The 15,594-nt window shown below is 45.9% G+C and carries 13 protein-coding genes; 3 read left to right on the forward strand and 10 right to left on the reverse strand.

Annotated elements, in window-relative coordinates:
- Positions 1 to 21: 21 nt before the first annotated feature.
- The 7 genes from pstC to DW694_RS08460 all read right to left on the reverse strand — a co-directional run bounded on the left by pstC (position 22) and on the right by DW694_RS08460 (position 6,105).
- Entirely contained in the window at positions 22 to 879 is an 858-nt protein-coding gene (gene pstC, locus DW694_RS08430; RefSeq protein ID WP_021652474.1) for a phosphate ABC transporter permease subunit PstC, read from the reverse strand.
- A 123-nt stretch (positions 880 to 1,002) separates the two neighbouring features.
- The gene (locus tag DW694_RS08435) at positions 1,003 to 1,866 is read right to left on the reverse strand and encodes a substrate-binding domain-containing protein (RefSeq protein WP_021652475.1); all 864 of its coding nucleotides are present in this window, start codon (positions 1,864 to 1,866) and stop codon (positions 1,003 to 1,005) included.
- A 154-nt stretch (positions 1,867 to 2,020) separates the two neighbouring features.
- Positions 2,021 to 2,455 (reverse strand): RrF2 family transcriptional regulator, encoded by a 435-nt coding sequence (locus DW694_RS08440; protein WP_044962087.1) that lies wholly within the window; start codon positions 2,453 to 2,455, stop codon positions 2,021 to 2,023.
- A 453-nt stretch (positions 2,456 to 2,908) separates the two neighbouring features.
- On the reverse strand, positions 2,909 to 3,841 hold the full coding sequence (cysK, locus tag DW694_RS08445; RefSeq protein ID WP_015526291.1) for a cysteine synthase A: 933 nt from the start codon (positions 3,839 to 3,841) through the stop codon (positions 2,909 to 2,911).
- Between the two features lie 230 nt (positions 3,842 to 4,071).
- Positions 4,072 to 5,082, reverse strand: coding sequence for a DUF4097 family beta strand repeat-containing protein (locus DW694_RS08450; protein WP_118752850.1), 1,011 nt, complete (start codon positions 5,080 to 5,082; stop codon positions 4,072 to 4,074).
- Positions 5,075 to 5,788, reverse strand: coding sequence for a DUF1700 domain-containing protein (locus tag DW694_RS08455; RefSeq protein WP_118752851.1), 714 nt, complete (start codon positions 5,786 to 5,788; stop codon positions 5,075 to 5,077). The genes DW694_RS08450 and DW694_RS08455 overlap by 8 nt, the downstream gene beginning before the upstream one ends.
- Positions 5,785 to 6,105, reverse strand: coding sequence for a PadR family transcriptional regulator (locus DW694_RS08460; protein ID WP_015526294.1), 321 nt, complete (start codon positions 6,103 to 6,105; stop codon positions 5,785 to 5,787). The genes DW694_RS08455 and DW694_RS08460 overlap by 4 nt, the downstream gene beginning before the upstream one ends.
- A 176-nt stretch (positions 6,106 to 6,281) precedes the next feature.
- Here DW694_RS08460 and DW694_RS08465 point away from each other — a divergent pair, with 176 nt between their 5' ends.
- From DW694_RS08465 to DW694_RS08475, 3 genes are read left to right on the forward strand one after another with little or no spacing between them, the layout of a single operon-like run.
- The gene (locus DW694_RS08465; protein ID WP_243164942.1) at positions 6,282 to 7,307 is read left to right on the forward strand and encodes an N-acetylmuramoyl-L-alanine amidase; all 1,026 of its coding nucleotides are present in this window, start codon (positions 6,282 to 6,284) and stop codon (positions 7,305 to 7,307) included.
- A gap of 21 nt (positions 7,308 to 7,328) precedes the next feature.
- Positions 7,329 to 8,483 (forward strand): serine hydrolase, encoded by a 1,155-nt coding sequence (locus DW694_RS08470; protein ID WP_118752852.1) that lies wholly within the window; start codon positions 7,329 to 7,331, stop codon positions 8,481 to 8,483.
- A gap of 42 nt (positions 8,484 to 8,525) precedes the next feature.
- Positions 8,526 to 11,435, forward strand: a complete 2,910-nt coding sequence (locus tag DW694_RS08475) for a CAP domain-containing protein (RefSeq protein WP_118752853.1) — start codon at positions 8,526 to 8,528, stop codon at positions 11,433 to 11,435.
- A 60-nt stretch (positions 11,436 to 11,495) separates the two neighbouring features.
- On the opposite strand, the gene DW694_RS08480 is transcribed toward DW694_RS08475, so the two are convergent.
- The 3 genes from DW694_RS08480 to DW694_RS08490 are packed head-to-tail and all read right to left on the reverse strand — an operon-like array spanning position 11,496 to position 15,560.
- Complete coding sequence (locus DW694_RS08480; RefSeq protein ID WP_118752854.1) at positions 11,496 to 12,722, reverse strand: hypothetical protein; 1,227 nt, start codon at positions 12,720 to 12,722, stop codon at positions 11,496 to 11,498.
- A gap of 42 nt (positions 12,723 to 12,764) precedes the next feature.
- Positions 12,765 to 13,580, reverse strand: coding sequence for a protein phosphatase 2C domain-containing protein (locus tag DW694_RS08485; protein WP_118752855.1), 816 nt, complete (start codon positions 13,578 to 13,580; stop codon positions 12,765 to 12,767).
- A gap of 30 nt (positions 13,581 to 13,610) precedes the next feature.
- Entirely contained in the window at positions 13,611 to 15,560 is a 1,950-nt protein-coding gene (locus DW694_RS08490; RefSeq protein ID WP_118752856.1) for a serine/threonine-protein kinase, read from the reverse strand.
- Between the last annotated feature and the right edge of the window lie 34 nt (positions 15,561 to 15,594).

Genomic DNA, 15,594 nt, shown 5'->3' on the forward strand with positions numbered 1-15,594 from the left:
GGATCTGCAGTTACTGATACGTTAGTTTGCATACTCCGCCCTCCTGTTCAGCAGTGAAAGACTTAAGTTGATGATCAGGATAAATACAAAGAGTACAACTCCTGTTGCGATCAGTGCTTCTCTGTGAAGTCCTGATGCATATCCCATCTCTGTTACGATGTTTGCAGTCATGGTACGGACACCCTGAAGAAGTCCCTTCGGCATACGTGGCTGGTTTCCGGCTACCATGATCACGGCCATGGTCTCACCGATGGCACGTCCGATTCCAAGGACAACGCCTGCCAGGATTCCGGATTTTGCTGCCGGAAGCATAACAAAGAAAATGCTTCTTTCTTTTGTTGCGCCAAGCGCAAGTGAGCCTTCATAGTAGCTTTCCGGAACGCTTCGTACTGCCGATTCCGTAACTCCGATGATCGTCGGAAGGATCATGATTCCCAGAAGGATACATGCTGCCAGCATACTGCTTCCGGTTCCTCCGAACAGCTGGCGGATCAGCGGTACCAGGAGAACCAGACCAAAATAGCCATATACGATGGATGGAACGCCTGCCATAAGCTCAATACCGGATTTCAGTGGTTTATAGATTTTTTTCGGGCAATATCTTGCCATAAATACGGATGTAAAAAGTGCGATCGGAACTCCGATAAGGATTGCTCCTGCAGTTACATAAATACTTGCCACGATCATTGGCAGGATTCCGAATTTATCGTTTGTTGGTCTCCATTCTGTTCCGAAGAGGAATTTTAAGGGACCGATCTTTCCCATTGCAGGAAGGCCGTTTGCAAAAAGGAACACACAAATAAGAAATACTGCGAGAACCGATGCACAGGCCGCAATGAGAAAAACGACCTTCATGGCCTTTTCTCCTAAATGATTCATAAGACACCTTTCTCTCTGTTCCAGTGGATATCCACTGTGCTGATATATAACGGAGCGGCTTTCCTGACCTTGTCATGATCGCCGCTCTTTGTAAGATACTTCAATCGTTTTTTATCCGGGAATTTATTTGGTCACGTCTTCCCAGTCTGTGATATCACCTGTGAAGATGGATTTTACCTGGTCACTTGAAAGCTCCTCAAGGTCATTGTCGTTATTTACGATGACTGCGATACCATCTTTTGCGATCTCTGTAGCTTTAACACCTTTCTCTGTTTCCTCGTCCTTCAGCTCACGGGATGCCATTCCGATATCACATACACCCTCTGTTGCGCTATTGATTCCTGTTGTGGAGTCGCTGACCTGAACTTCTACTGTGATGTTTTTGTTTGTTTTCTGATATGCCTCTGCAAGCTTCTCCATTACAGGTCCTACGGAAGAAGATCCCATAACTACGACTTTGCCTTTTGCATCTCCGGCTTTGTATGCCTCTGCTTTTTCATCTACTTTGATGTAGCCTTCTTTTTCGATGATGTCCTGTCCGTCAGAGCTCATGATGTAGTTGATGAAATCCTGTGCTGCATCACTGAGCTTGTCGCCTGTTACGATGTTGAACGGACGTGCTACCTTGTATGTATCATCTGCAACGTTCTCTGCTGTTGCCTCTGCTCCGTCGATCTTTACTGCTTTTACTGTATCGTTGAGGGAACCAAGGGATACGTATCCGATAGAGTTCTCATCGCCTGCTACTGTGGTAAGCATTACATCTGTGTTGTTTGTGATGCTTGCTTCCTGTGTTGTCATATCTACTTTCTCGCCGTCTTTTTCTTCTTCGATCCCAAACAGCTCTACGAATGCTCCACGTGTTCCGGATCCGTCCTCACGGGAAATTACGTCGATCGCTCCGGATGGTGCTGCCATTACAACGGTTCCCATTACTGTAGTTCCGATAAGTGCTGCTGTTAAGATACCTGCGATTCTTTTTTTCATGATTTTTTTCTCCTCATTTCTATGATCATTTTTACTTGCTTACTGCTTAAATACAGGTGTTATTATAGGAATGGAAGGTAAAATATAAAATCGCGGTTTTGTAAAATGTTAGTAAAAAAATGTGATATAAAAAAAGCTGCTTGCGCAGCTTTTTTTATATGATATATTCGTCCGCCTTCACGGCTTGCCAGTTCATCAGGTCTTCCAGTGTTATATGATCTACCACACCTTTGATGGCGTCGTCCAGCTTTTTCCAGAGGATCTGGGTGACGCAGTTCTCCTCACGGTCACAGATGGCTCCGTTGTCGTCCAGACATTCCACAGGGGAAAGGCTTCCTTCTGTGAGGCGGAGGATCATTCCGACCGTGTATTTATCCGGAGTCTGCTGCAGTGCATAGCCACCCTGAGGGCCACGGACACTGCGGACAAAGCCTGCTTTGTTCAGAATGGAGATGATCTGCTCCAGATATTTATCGGAGATCTCCTGGCGCTTCGCCACATCCTTCAGGCGGATCGGTTTTCCTGTATAATTTGTAGCAAGATCCAACATCAGTCTCAGCGCATATCTTCCTCTTGTAGAAATCCTCATGTAATATTTACCTCCAATATTTCAGTATTCTTCTGATTTATAGCCTTTTGCTCTTTCTGTTATTGTGTAGCTGTTCAGCCGGAAATATTCCTCTGTATTCCATAACCGGCACCCTTCTCTGTGATGCACAGGCAGCTTCCTGTATCTTCTTTCATAGGAAGCAGAATCTGCTTTGCAGACTTTATTCTTTATATTGTTAATAGGTTTTGTTTGTTTTCTCTATTATACCTGAAAAAGCTACAAGATACAAGCAAGTCCCCACACACTGCTTATTGCTTTTCGCGGGACCTTACCAGTGAACAGTAACCACAGCCCCACAGAGGGCTTACTTAATTCGATGAAATCAAGAATAAAACCGGCGCTCCGGCAGCCTGCTTGAACAGGCATTCAGGAGCGCCGTAAATAATCCCGCAGAATCACGCTTCGGGGCAAAAGAAGCGGTCTTCGGATCGATTATTTTGTAAACAGTGGTGTGGAGTAGTAACGGTCTCCACTGTCCGGAAGAAGTGCTACAATCACTTTCCCCTTGTTCTCAGGGCGTTTTGCAAGCTGGATCGCAGCATAGAGAGCTGCACCGGAGGAAATTCCTGTAAGGATTCCCTCTTTCTTGGTAAGGAGTTTGGATGTTTCAAATGCATCCTCGTTCTCTACCGGAATGATCTCGTCATAAACCTTGGTGTCAAGTGTGTCCGGAACAAAACCTGCGCCGATACCCTGGATCTTATGCGGGCCTGCTTTTCCCTCAGAAAGTACAGGAGAAGTTGCAGGCTCAACAGCAACTACCTTCACATTCGGGTTCTGGCTCTTCAGGTACTCACCTGTACCGGTGATCGTTCCGCCTGTGCCGACACCTGCTACGAAAATGTCTACCTTTCCGTCTGTGTCATTCCAGATCTCAGGACCTGTTGTTGCTGCATGTGCCTTCGGGTTAGCCGGGTTCTCAAACTGTCCCGGGATGAAGCTTCCCGGAATCTCCTTGGCGAGCTCTTCTGCCTTGGCAATGGCACCCTTCATTCCCTTGGCTCCGTCTGTGAGAACTACCTCTGCACCATATGCCTTCAGGATGTTTCTTCTCTCAACACTCATGGTCTCCGGCATGGTGAGGATCGTCTTATAGCCCTTGGCAGCTGCGATGGCTGCAAGTCCGATTCCTGTATTGCCGGATGTTGGCTCAATAATGGTTGCGCCTGGTTTCAGAACGCCTTTCTGCTCTGCATCCTCGATCATTGCCTTACCGATTCTGTCCTTAACGCTTCCTGCCGGGTTAAAATACTCAAGCTTGGCAAGTACTGTAGCCTCAAGTCCCTCAGACTTCTCTACGTTCTTAACCTCTACAAGCGGTGTGTTTCCGATCAGTTCCAGTGCGCTTCCGTAAATTTTACCCATGATGATATCCTCCTTATTTCCTTTATGTCCATTTCCTTATTTCCTAGTAACTATATATGCTTTCTGTGATTTGATTGAATTATATCATAGTACAGGGATTTGTCAATACATTTCAGCCAAAAAACGCAGGAATTTTTCTCCGGAAAAACCCCTGCGCTTCATATAATTTCATTTATTCTTTTTTAGGATTTTTACAAGCAGATGCATAGCCAGACGGATATTCATATTCTTTATTTTTCAGATTCTGTTAATGTAATATCCCCATCGCTGCATTCCACATTTAAAGTCGGTGCTGAAGCACCGGCCTTGTTCTCATAAACAGAGGGGTCTTCCTCATTGTCGGTTTTTCCCCTGGAAAGCCCCTCCGTGTCCACATCTCCGTCTGCAGCTTTCAGATAAATATTGGTTTTCTCTGCACTGCCGTTCTTCATTTCTACAGAAACATCACCGCAGGAGCTATTGATCTTCATATCTCCATTAAAGCTGCTGTTGTCTATCTGAATATCTCCGTCGCTGAGAGCTATCTGCCCATCTGCAAGCTCTGCCTTTTTTATGGTCACATCTCCGTTTCCGGATTTCAGCTGCATGTTATCTGTACACTGAAGTTCTTTTACATTCAGATCCCCGTCGGAAAGCTTTGCATCAAACTTTTCGAACTCGCCCTTATCCAGCATCAGATCTCCACTGAGAAGTTCCAGGGTCATTTCTTTACACAAAAGCTGATCGGCAGCAAGATCCCCGTCGGAAAGCTGAAGCTCCGCTTCGGAAAGCTGTGCCTTCTCCGGAATATAAAGAACCACCGTATTCAATGCATCTTTCTTTTCTGTCAGATCCGCATGTGTAGAGAATATCCCCAGATCATAGGTTATATAATAACTTCCACTGCCGCCTGCAGGCTCCTCAAGCGTGAGCTCTCCATCCTTATCCTTCCAGGTCAGAGGATTTTTCCTCCCGTTTTTCTCAAGCTTATATTCCATATAATAATGGTCATCATCTGAGGTACGGATATCCAGATCAAAATCCTCAAAATCCACATTCAGCTTCGTAAAATCATCAATCTGTTCTTTTTTCATTACTGTAAGATTTTTACGACTGGAAGAATTTCCTCCGGATACATACATATGATCTGAAGTATATGTGAAATCTTTTCCCCCTGCAAAATATCCTGCTGTGGAAAGAACAACTCCCGTTACACAGAGTGCTGTACCTGTCATTAGCACTGTTTTTGCAATCTTATTCATTTTTATGCACCTTCTTTCTTGCAAGTCTGTTAACCAGACGGCCGATTCCCATTGCACACCATTTACATATATATATGGTAAGTACTCCAACGAGGATTCCCGCACCTGCCATCAGAAATCCACTGCCGACCATCATGCAGGCTGCTGCCAGAGATCTTACGATCAATGTCACGCCGAAACCTGTGAGCACGATACCTCCGGCAATTGCTGATACACCTGTAACTGCCATGGAAAAGATCACTGCTGCGATGACAATCACCACTGCTGCCAGTACTGCAAGGCCTGCAAACAGCAGCGCAATGCTCACCGGCGATGCACAGATCACCAGAAATGCGAGAAGAATGATCTTTCCGGGGGAACGCTTCTTTCCTGCGGATGTACTGTACCCTGTTGTACTCAGGTTTCCTGAATCTGTCCGGCTATGTGCATGGGAGCTCTCTCCGTAATATGAACCTGCTGCCGGCAAAGCTGCTGTTTTTTTCTCGGTGATGTCTTTACTGTCACCAACACTCTCCTGTAAAAGGTTCAGAAGCAGTTCCCTTGCCGCCTCTTTAGGCTGTCCCAGTTCTTCCATAACCTGCTGTTCATTCTCAGGTCCAGCCTCATCGAAGTATTCCGAAAAATACTCAATGGCATTGTCATAATCTTCTTTTGGAAGCCGCTTCAGATATTTCTTCAGCTGCTCCATATACTCTTTTCTTGTCATTTTCGAAGTCTCCCTTCCACAATATCGTCTATAGTATCGCGGTATTCTCTCCACTCTTTCCTCAAATATTCCAGCTGCTTCCGTCCGTCTTCTGTGATGGAATAATATTTACGTTTCCGTCCCTGAAATTCCTCTGAATAAGTTGTCAGATAACCATCCGTCTCCAGTCTGCGAAGGATCGGATACAATGTGGATTCCTTGATAGAAGCTACCATCTTCACTGTCTGGCTGATCTCATATCCGTAAGAATCCTGCTGCTCTACAACAGAAAGGATCAGGCATTCCGTCAGCACTGCAGACACCGGATAATAATACATAGGCACACCTCTTTATATAATTATTTTATATATAAAATTTTTATATATAATTATTTTACATATATAGTACCACACTTTTTCCTGTTGTCAAGCACAATTTCGCAATTGCTTTTTCCAGACTCCTTCTTTATAATATTTACAAATACAAAATACTCACCCAGAAAGGACTTGAGCTTATGGAAAAAAAGCCCCATCTGATGGCGATCGTCCTGTTTTTAACGGGTCTTATCTGTATTGGATTACTTTTTGGACTCAGCTATAAAACCTACCGGAAGATCGATGCCGTTGACCAGAAAATGGCCTCTGTGATCAAACCGGTCCAGAAAAAGCAGAAATCCATGAAAGAGGATATCGAACTTTATACAGCTAAGATCGAAAAGAAACAGGCAACCGACAAATACCTGCAGCAGCGGGCACAGACAGAAAAAGCTGTCAAAAACAACACCGGTGAACATGAACGGGCACCGGAAGCTGAAAACAGTCAGAAAACGACCAAACCCTCTGTTTTCAATGAAGCCGGTGGTGAGGGATTCACCGATGGCGGTAATGATACCTCTTCTGCTTCCAACAACGGCCATATCGTCGGGATCGATCCCGGACATCAGGGCGAAAATGTTGATATGAGTGCCACAGAGCCGAACGGCCCCGGTTCCTCCACCATGAAGGCCAAGGCTTCCACCGGAACCAGAGGTTCCTTCAGCGGTCTCCCGGAGTATCAGCTGAACCTGGATGTTTCTCTTCTGCTTAAGGATATCCTGGAACAACGTGGATACCAGGTAGTAATGACAAGAACAGACAATGATACCGCTATCAGCAACAAGGAGCGTGCAGAGCTGGTCGCTTCCCAGGGTGCGGAGATCTGTGTCCGTATCCATGCAAACGGAGATGATTCTGCAGATGTCTCCGGTGCTCTGACCATGTGTCCATCCCAGCAGAATCCTTATGTTTCCAGTCTCTATGACAGTTCCAACAAACTATCCAAATGCATTGTGGATTCCTACTGCGCAGCTACCGGCTTCCAGAACCGCGGGATCATCTACACAGATTCCATGACAGGTATTAACTGGAGCACGATCCCGGTGACGATTGTGGAAATGGGATTTATGACCAACCAGAGCGATGATCTGAAAATGGCGGATTCCTCCTTCCAACAGACTATGGCAGAAGGGATCGCCAATGGAATCGATGCTTATTTCCAATAATAAAAAGGAGTTTGTTTATATATGAAAAAAAATACATTTCTGTATATTGTGATCGCAGTGCTTGTCATCGCACTGGCAGGACTTGGGGCACTGAATGTCCGCTCCCTGGACAAGCTTGCATCTCTCCAGACAAAAGTTAACAAGCTGCAGAAAAGTGTGCAGGAGGTTTCTGATTCTGCCGCTGAGCTCAGCAGCAAAGCCGATCAGCTGGATGCTCTTTATCCTGATGATCCTACCGTTTCCAGCGCTGCTGCCGCAGCATCTTCAGCTGAGGTCCAGGGTCCTTCCGCACAGGAAGAATCCACAGATACATCTGCAGCCTCCGATTCTTCCGAAGCTTCTGGCAGCAAGGACAGTTCTTCTTCCACTCAGGAAGAAGGAACTCTTTCTCCATCCAGCGGAAGCACTTTCACAGACAATTCGGATTCCAGCATGGACAACCTTCTGAACCAGGTACAGTCTCTTCTTCCTACCGATAACGGAACCTGGTCCGTATATGTATGCAATCTTGCAAAAAATACCGAAGGTACCATCAACGATCAGCAGATGCAGGCTGCCAGCCTGATCAAGCTCTATATCATGGGTGCCGTATATGAAGATTATGACAGTCTTTCCTCCAAATACAGCAAGGATCAGCTGGACAATGCACTGAACTCCATGATCACAGTCAGCGACAATGATGCTGCCAATACACTTGTCAATTATCTTGGCGGCGGGGATGACGCAGCCGGAATGGCCCGTGTGAATAAATTCTGTCAGGATCACGGATACACCAGCACTTCCATGGGACGTCTTCTTCTTGCAGATAATTCCAATGAGGATAACTACACTTCCGCAAAGGATTGTGGAAAATTTCTGAAGACCATCTATCAGATCGACAAGGGTACTGCTACCGATAACAACGATACTCTGGCAGGAGCCGAATATATGTATCGTCTTCTGAAAATGCAGACCAGGAAAAACAAGATCCCGGCTCAGATGCCTTCCGAGGTAAAGGTTGCCAACAAAACCGGTGAACTGGATCACGTAGAAAACGATGTCGGCATCATCTATGACACTGCAAAGGGGATCGACCTGGTAGTCTGCTTTATGTCACAGGATCTTAACGATACCTCTGCTGCACAGAACACCATCGCACAGGACAGCCGTGCGATCTATGGATACTACAACGAATAACAAAAGAAACTATCTTCATTTTATATTGGGAAGGAAAACATCATGAACCAGACAAAAGAGAAAAAAACAAGATACTTATTATGGCCTGCGCTACTGCTTCTGCTTCTTCTGCTGGCGCCGGGCAACATTGTCCGTGTGCAGGCTGCCTCTGACCAGACTGCTGTCCAGCTGAAACTCAGTCAGGGTATCCGCCGCTATGATTATGCTTACCAGGTCCTTGATCTGGTAAATCAGGAACGTGCCAAAAAGAACCGGAATCCTGTCACTATGGATAAGAACCTTCTGGAATGCGCCATGACCAGAGCAGAAGAACTGACCGTTTGCGCCAGTCATACCCGTCCCAATGGTTCCATCTGTTTTTCAGCCTTTCCTTATTTTGAGGATCCAAGTGAAAATCTTGCGATCAACCAGGGAACTCCTGAAGAAGTTATGGAATCATGGATCGAATCTTCCGGACATTACACGAACATCATGAATTCCAAAAATGTTTCTGCCGGAATCGGCTGCTACTCACAGAACGGTCATCTCTACTGGATCCAGTGCTTTTCTTCTCACGCAACAGAAGCCTGCACACAGCCTGCCAATCAGACTGTGTCACCTGTTATTTCCGTGCTTCCAAAGCTGATAAATATCCATTTCAACGAAGCTTCTCCGATCACATTCACAGAAGAACAGAAAACACTGGCTATCTATATAACCTGTAATGGATTCAGCTATATGAGTTCCAGCCTTGACCCAGCTTCTTTCACATGGTCAACCGGAGATCCTTCCATTGCCACTGTGGATCAGAGCGGTGTTATCCGACTGAAAAGCAGAGGAACCACTACGGTTTCTGCCACACTGAAATCCTGCCCGGACAAAACACTGTCTGCAGATCTCAATGCATACTATGATCTGGAAAATTCCAGAGAGACTTCTCTGCGCTATACAAGTTCCTGGAACTATACCGGAAGTCCCATTACTTTTTCTCCTGAACTAAAATTCCATGGTCGTACGCTGACTGAGGGAAAAGATTATACGATTTCTTTCTCCCACAATCAGAACAGCGGTGTGGGAACTTTCACGATCACAGGTCTTGGCCTTTATTCCGGAACTCTGACGAATAATTTCGGTATCTGGCAGATCAATCTCTCTCAGGCAGAGATTGATTTTTCCCAGTCCTCCTATCTGTATACCGGAACTCCACTAACTCCGAAGCCCACTGTCACCTGGAATGGTATAACCCTGACAGAAAATGTAGATTATACACTCTCCTGGCATAACAATGCCCAGCAGGGAAACGCTTATGTTACTGTTTCCGGTAAGGGAAATTTCACCGGTGAAAATAATAAATATTTCTACATCGACCTTACCCCGATCACGGAAGCTGAGATTGGTGATATCCCGGATTATGAATATGCTCCTGGCAAAGAATTCAAGCCGGAGCCAACGGTCACATTAAATGGTGTTACTTTAAAGAAAGATGTTGATTATACCCTTTCTTATTATGATAACACCATGGCAAGTTCCAGAACCAACAGACCTCGTGTCCATATAACCGGTATCGGCATTTACAGAAGCGGTTTTTCCAAATACTTCACCATCAATCCACTGAAGCTCTCCGGTGAGACCATCCAACTGGCAGATCCAAACTGCAAAAGTGAAAGTGTAACCTCTTATCTGCGAAATAACCTGGTCATCACCTATAATGGCACACAACTGACCTCTGATGATTTTCGCATTACTTCTGTATACTATTCCTCCAGCAATGAGATCCTGGATTTTTCACTTTCCTATAAGCAGAATTATTCCGGTTCAAGGCATATGACATCTGTAAAGCTTTGCGATCTTTCGGATATTCCGGAACAGATCTTCAACGGCAATGCAGTAACTCCGAAGCCTACTGTAAAATACGGCTCGGACACGCTTCAGGAAGGCACGGATTATATCCTTACCTGGAAAGATAACGCCAAAACCGGCACTGGCTCCGTAACGGTTACAGGAATCAACAATTATTTTTCAAGTCAGTCCCTGACCTTTAAAATATCTGCTCCGGCACCAACGAGCACTCCAACTCCGAAACCCACTGCTACCCCAACTCCGAAGCCTACTGCCACTCCAACGCCGAAGCCTACTGCTACCCCAACGCCGAAGCCTACTGCTACCCCGACTCCGAAGCCTACTGCCACTCCAACGCCGAAGCCTACTGCTACTCCAACGCCGAAGCCTACTGCTACCCCGACTCCGAAGCCTACTGCCACTCCAAAACCGAAGCCTACTGCTACTCCAACTCCGAAGCCTACTGCCACTCCAGTTCCGAAGCCATCCACTCCCCCGGCTCCAATGCCATCTGGCACTCCAGCTCCGAAGCCATCCACTACCCCGGCTCCAATGCCATCTGGCACTCCGGCTCCTGTGATCACGAAATTAACTGCACCGTCAATTAAGGCCTCTGCCTCCTGGAACAGCTGTACGCTCCGCTGGAACCGTATAAGCAATGCCCGGAACTATATTCTCTACAGAAAAACAAATTCCGGAAAATACACAAAGATCAAAACTTTAAACGCAAATACTACTTCATACAAAGACACAAAGATCACTATCGGAAATAAATATTCTTACGTGATCCGTGCAAGCAAAAAAACATCCTCCGGTTATATCTACAGTCCAGCTTCCAAAGCAGTGACTGTGAAACCGAATCTGCTCCGTCCGTCCACAAAGCTTAAAACCCTCAAAGGAAAACAGACACTTTCCTGGAAAAAGATTTCCGGAGCAACCGGCTATGTCATCTATCAGAAAAAAGAAAATGGTTCCTTCAAAAAAGTAAAAACTATTTCTTACAAAAATACCAGCTATACATTTAAGACAGCAAAAAATGTTACATATAGCTACAGACTGGTTCCATACCGCACAGTAAACAGGAAGGTAAAAACCGGACCTGCAAGTGCGGTAAAAACCGGAAAAGCAAAATAACAGACTTACCGGATCGGACAAAAAAAGGATGATGCGTCACCGAAACGCATCATCCTTTTTTCAGTTCTTTTCTTCTCCCTCTTCATAGGATTTTTCCCAAATCTCGGAAAATACTGCCAGCGGACAGTCTGTCAGCAGGCACATCAGAAGAAAGCACTCATATGGATTCACTATGTAGATCTCACTCATTTCGCAGCGGGCCAGGATCTCCTGGATCTCCTCCAGGAAATGGCGATATCTCGTATACGGATCATCCTCTGCCATCTCCTGAGAGATCACAAAAAACTCCAGCGTGATCAGATCAAACCGCTCCACCGGAAATTTATGGTTCAGGATATTGTTGATCCTCTGGCGGCTGAAGCGCTTCTGGCTGAAATGCTTTGCCAGAATGGATGCGGACATCTTTTTGAGATTTCCCATTTTATTAATAGGGATCCCGCTGCAGATAACCTTTTCCAGATCCGAAGCACTGATATTCTCAGGCTTCCAGATCTTTTTGCCACCGTTTTCTTCCTCATCTTCCTGATACATGGCTGCAATGATCTTCCTTGCCCGCTCCAGAAGGATCATAAATTCCTGAAAAGCCTGGCTCTTCTCTGATTTCAGATCATCATGTCTTCCTTTCAGAAAAGCCAGATATTCCAGAAGCTTTTCTTCACTGTCCAGACAAAGCCCTGTGCCATACACGATCTCTCCGGTCTTTTTTTCCACCGGAGTCATCTGTTTGTAGGTTTCTTTATATTCCTCCGCTTTATAATAGCCAAGATGATTCCGGTAACAATACCAGTAGATCACTTCTTCCGGATTATGAAAATCAAAATCCTGCTCACGAAGCACCCGGGTCAGAAAATCTGAAACATCCTCTGTACTCATCCGAAGTCCGAACCCCAGCAGAAAAACTGTTTCACGCTTCACAGATGCCTGAGTCAGCCAATTATTCACCAGAGAACTCAGCTTGGCTGATGTAGGTGACATGGATTTCGGTGTGTAGGTTTCCTTGAAGGATTCCACAACGATCTCTCTGTAGACTTCCTGCGGCACCTGGGAAAAAGGCTCCTCAAGCTCTGCACGCTCATACACATATCGTTTCAGATAGTCACCAAAGGAAACCAGTTCCATCTCCTTGTAAAGATAATGAAAAATAACATCTGCATCCTCATCCTCAAAGGAATCCAGACTGACAACCTGGCGGAACTTCTGTGCCGCCTTTCTTGTAAATTCAAAGTCCTTCACTGAATCGAAGGCAACTGTCTGTTCAAAATCAAGATCCTGCATTCGATTTCTCATCGCAAATTTTCTCCTTATCCCTTTTCTTACTCCCCGGGTTTATTACCGTCCGGTACTGTGGCGCTCTGCCCAGCGTTTGAGAATATTTTTTTCTTCATAGCCGCTGATCTGTGCAAGGACCAGTGTCACATTATCTCTGCCGCCTCTTTCCAATGCCTGTTCCAGGATCTTACCTACTTTTTCTTCTGCGGTTTCTGTCCCGTCAAGGATCTTCTGAAGCTCCTCATCAGAAAGCATGTCTGTCACTCCATCTGAACAGATCAGATACGAGCTTCCCGGCTGATAACCGATCTCCACGATAGAAGGCTCCAGTGCCATGTTTTCTTCCTGAAAGCCCAGATACTGCGTCAGCGGAGCTTTTCCCAGCATTTTTCCGCCGATCACATGGTCCGTGGAAATCTGCTGGAACTTCCCCTGAAAATGACGGTAGATACGACTATCCCCAAGGTTGCAGGCATAGATTGCCTTTTCGCTGAAAGACAAAAGTGCCATGGTTGTTCCCATGCTTCTGATACGGTTTTCATTGCTGTAGCGACATACTGCCTCATTCATATTTTCGCAGGCTCCTGTCAGAAAAACCACAGGCTCTTTTTTCAGGGTCTTTTTGTTTTCTTCATAGAAGCCTCCCAGCGCTTCCACAGCCGCAGAAGCTGCCATTTCACCGCAGCTTTCTCCGCCCATGCCGTCAAAAACAGCCAGCATTGGAAGCTGCCAGTGCTGTGTATGACCTGCCAGGATTCCGTCAACCCCCTGGTTGTGCACCGGCAGGCGCACTCCGCAGCACCAGAAATTATCCTCATTATTTGTCCTCACCTTTCCGGTGTGACATGTATACGCATAATCAATCTGATAGGCCATTCTTTTTCCTTTCGTAAAAACCCTTCGACATTACTGCTGAAGCTCCACTACAGAATTACTCCAGTATTTGTCTCCCAGTTCTACATATTTGTCGTTATCGCTCTCTTTATCATGAACCTTACCATCTGCATCGATCCATCGGATCAGAAGGCCGTCCTGATAATAAAAATACTGCTTCTCATCTCCGTCCCATACATAAGTATAAAACATCTGCTCGCCCCAGTAAAAATATTCCTCATAAACGCCATCTGCGGAACTGCCGGGATATACAAGTACTTTGGCGATCTCTCCTGATCCATTATAAAAGCGCAGGCGATCCCCCTCTGTACCTTCACGTCTATAGCTGTCCAGAGCATTTTCTATGGTTGTCGCATGGTCACGTATCGTTTCCATTGCCTGTGCGAAACTTTTATCCGAATTGTCTGCAGTACCGAAATTTCCTTTGTTCAGAGCATCAGAATCATCGGAATCTGTATACGAAGGTTCCCCGTTATCCGCAGGTTTCCGTATCGTTCGTACCGCAAGGATCCCGCCGATCAACACAACAAGGATCCCGGCTGTTATAAGCATTCTGAAAATACCTTTCCGTTTCCTTCTGTCATCGTCATTTCCGTCATTCTCTGGTACGGATTCTTCCCACTCCTGGAGATTCTGGTCACGGTCGTCTTCCAGATCTGTGATAGAAGTAACTCTGGGCTTTACAGCTCCGGTTTTTCTTATACCGGGATCTGACTGACGGGAACGTCCTGACGGATAACCGGACAGGCTATCCTTTTCGGATGCTGTTTTTCCGGATGCAGATTTCTGAGGCTTCTGTATTGTGCTCTGAGCCTTTGGCGTATTCCGGGCTGCATTTTTTGCTATTTCTCTGGCTGTCGGTTTCTCCGGCTGTATGAATACCGGCACAGGATTTTTACGTGCCTGACGGATCGCATCCGTATTCAGCTGACTCGTTCTTGCCAGCTGTCTGGCTGCACCCTCCTGAAGAAACTTCGGCATGGACTCCGGAACAGGTCTTTCCTCCACTGGTTTCGGTTTCTCATGAACTCCCTGTTCTCTGTTTGCCGCTCCATACCTGATTTCTTCCAGTGCTTCCCGAAACTTCTCAGGAGTCTGATATCGTTCTTTTGCATCATAAGCACAGGCTTTTAAGATAACGGAGCCGAAAGCCTCTCCTGCATCCACAGGTGGTGGCGGTGTTTCGCCTGACATCCTCCTCGTGAGTGCGTTTTCCTTATCTCTGTATGTGATCAGCTGTTTTTCAAGATTCAGAAACGGAAGCCTGTTATGATTCATCAGTTTATATAACACCAGGCCAAGTGCATAAATGTCCACTCTGCTGTCGTACTGTTCTCCCCTGTACATCTCCGGCGCCATATAGGAATAGGTTCCCTTTTTGGAAAGGGTACTCATGGTTTTTTCCAGTTCTCTGGCGATTCCAAAGTCCCCCAGCTTGAAATCCCCGAACCTGGATACAAAAATATTCTCAGGTTTGATATCCCTGTGGATGATGTGAAGCTGCCCACAGTATTCCAGTGATCTGCAAAGATCGATACCCAGCTTCATCACTTCTTTTTCTGTGAGATTTTTTCCCGCATAATATTCCATGAAGCTTGTGAGATATTCCATGCGGATAAAAATATCCCATCCGATCTCGTCCAGATATTCCATCACCTTGTAATCCTCTACAGATACAATATGGGAATTTCCCCGGAAATACTCCATGGTGCTTACTTCCTGAATGCACTCCTCCACCAGATTTTCAAAATAACCGCGGACAGATTTTTCATCACCGGATTCTGAGCGCACACTGTCCAGCTCCCCTTTACTGGCGGGGATTGTGATTATCTTAATTGCCGAGTAAAAAGAACGTCCCTTCTCAGTTCTCTGAGCTTTATACACTCTTCCAAAAGAGCCTTCCCCGATCTTGCTTACGATCTTCCATTCCGGCCACGGGGAAATTGGCAGTTCCTTGTCCATCGCAATCCCTCCTCTCTCAGAAAATCCCTGCTTA

It is taken from the genome of Ruminococcus sp. AM26-12LB (assembly GCF_003480785.1).
GTDB lineage: Bacteria > Bacillota > Clostridia > Lachnospirales > Lachnospiraceae > Blautia_A > Blautia_A fusiformis.

Excerpts from the sequence above, each read along its gene's own strand:
- pstC (WP_021652474.1), bottom strand. The coding sequence starts at position 879 with ATGAATCATTTAGGAGAAAAGGCCATGAAGGTCGTTTTTCTCATTGCG.
- DW694_RS08435 (WP_021652475.1), bottom strand. The coding sequence starts at position 1,866 with ATGAAAAAAAGAATCGCAGGTATCTTAACAGCAGCACTTATCGGAACT.
- DW694_RS08440 (WP_044962087.1), bottom strand. The coding sequence starts at position 2,455 with ATGAGGATTTCTACAAGAGGAAGATATGCGCTGAGACTGATGTTGGAT.
- cysK (WP_015526291.1), bottom strand. The coding sequence starts at position 3,841 with ATGGGTAAAATTTACGGAAGCGCACTGGAACTGATCGGAAACACACCG.
- DW694_RS08450 (WP_118752850.1), bottom strand. The coding sequence starts at position 5,082 with ATGAATAAGATTGCAAAAACAGTGCTAATGACAGGTACAGCACTCTGT.
- DW694_RS08455 (WP_118752851.1), bottom strand. The coding sequence starts at position 5,788 with ATGACAAGAAAAGAGTATATGGAGCAGCTGAAGAAATATCTGAAGCGG.
- DW694_RS08460 (WP_015526294.1), bottom strand. The coding sequence starts at position 6,105 with ATGTATTATTATCCGGTGTCTGCAGTGCTGACGGAATGCCTGATCCTT.
- DW694_RS08465 (WP_243164942.1), top strand. The coding sequence starts at position 6,282 with ATGGAAAAAAAGCCCCATCTGATGGCGATCGTCCTGTTTTTAACGGGT.
- DW694_RS08470 (WP_118752852.1), top strand. The coding sequence starts at position 7,329 with ATGAAAAAAAATACATTTCTGTATATTGTGATCGCAGTGCTTGTCATC.
- DW694_RS08475 (WP_118752853.1), top strand. The coding sequence starts at position 8,526 with ATGAACCAGACAAAAGAGAAAAAAACAAGATACTTATTATGGCCTGCG.
- DW694_RS08480 (WP_118752854.1), bottom strand. The coding sequence starts at position 12,722 with ATGAGAAATCGAATGCAGGATCTTGATTTTGAACAGACAGTTGCCTTC.
- DW694_RS08485 (WP_118752855.1), bottom strand. The coding sequence starts at position 13,580 with ATGGCCTATCAGATTGATTATGCGTATACATGTCACACCGGAAAGGTG.
- DW694_RS08490 (WP_118752856.1), bottom strand. The coding sequence starts at position 15,560 with ATGGACAAGGAACTGCCAATTTCCCCGTGGCCGGAATGGAAGATCGTA.